2 protein-coding genes are annotated in these 1181 nt (G+C 44.5%); both read left to right on the forward strand.

Annotation, left to right across the window (positions count from 1 at the left end):
• Window positions 1–202 precede the first annotated feature (202 nt).
• The gene (locus tag KDK13_RS07100) at window positions 203–622 is read left to right on the forward strand and encodes a hypothetical protein (RefSeq protein WP_257284278.1); all 420 of its coding nucleotides are present in this window, start codon (window positions 203–205) and stop codon (window positions 620–622) included.
• A gap of 342 nt (window positions 623–964) precedes the next feature.
• Window positions 965–1181 (forward strand): hypothetical protein (locus KDK13_RS07105; RefSeq protein WP_257284279.1); only part of this gene is annotated, 217 nt, incomplete at its 3' end.

The following is a 1181-nucleotide window of genomic DNA, read 5'->3' on the forward strand; positions in this document are numbered from 1 at the left end:
ATTTTCTGCCATCCTCGCTACGGGCGCTATTCTCGACAGGCTCCTAGGGGTTGCTCCAAAGGGGTAAGTTCTATTCCAGGCGGCAACCGAATGCCAGATCATTGAATGGCAAGTATCTGTCATAAGCAGAAATTTTCGGAAGCGGAACTTTTTTCCGGGCTTGGGTTCAAAACACTCCGGAATAAAAGACAAGGGTTTGCTTATGCATCAAACTACTGCTGTTTCACCTCAAGTAGAATCGTTCATACTTAATCCTCAAATAGAGGATTCAGATATTCCCTTAGCCTTTTTTGGTTTCAGAAAAGTGCATGTACAAGAAGTACGTAGCCAACCGGATACCTGTTATCTGGAGGCGCTTCCTGAGGAAATATTGCAATTCATTGCCCGTAAACTGAGTTTTTCCGATTTTGTGAATTTCAGCTCAACTCACACGCGTAATGTGGCATGCCTGCGATCAGAGTCTTTTATTAAAAAAATTTTTGACAGCGATGAAAGCATGAAATCACTGCTTGCAAAAAGAGCGAGAAACAAAGAAGAGTCCCTCAAAATGCACAAAGCCCTACTGAGACTTGCCCACTTTAAGGAAGCATGTAACCAGAGAGGGATTTTTTTGCCATTATAATGCCCGGGAGATCACCTCAAACAGGACCTGACACACCAAAGAAGGAACCTAATAATTATTTTCAGGTCAAATGGCGATATTTATATTCCAAGTGCGCAGGGTTTTATTCTGAAAGCAACCGCATCCACCCACTCCCGCCGAAAGCCTGCTGACCGGGCTAACCAACAATCCGCTTCAAATGGTATTCATCATCACTCCAGAAGCACATTTAACGGTAAAAGAGTCTCAAACCATCCGTCTTATCGAAGTACAGCTCTCCCGCTGAATGATGGCAAACGTGTTGAGAATGCCTTTTGGGAAAAAAAACCATTACGTGGACGTCAGATCTCTTCGGCTGATGTGATGAGCGCCTATGGCAATGATAAAACGTCCCTCAGGGGAGGTTTATTCCTGCAAAATCTCTGCTTAAAGAACATCCTGCTTGGCAATAGAAAAGTGACACCGGACCAGGTCATTCAGGAATTCCATCGGTATCCGGATCGAAATAAAAAATGCCAATTAGCAATAGCCCGCTTTAAGGAACACTGTTGCCTGAGGGGCCTGGTGCTGAATGGCCATC

The organism is Endozoicomonas sp. SESOKO1, from assembly GCF_024606265.1.
GTDB lineage: Bacteria > Pseudomonadota > Gammaproteobacteria > Pseudomonadales > Endozoicomonadaceae > Endozoicomonas.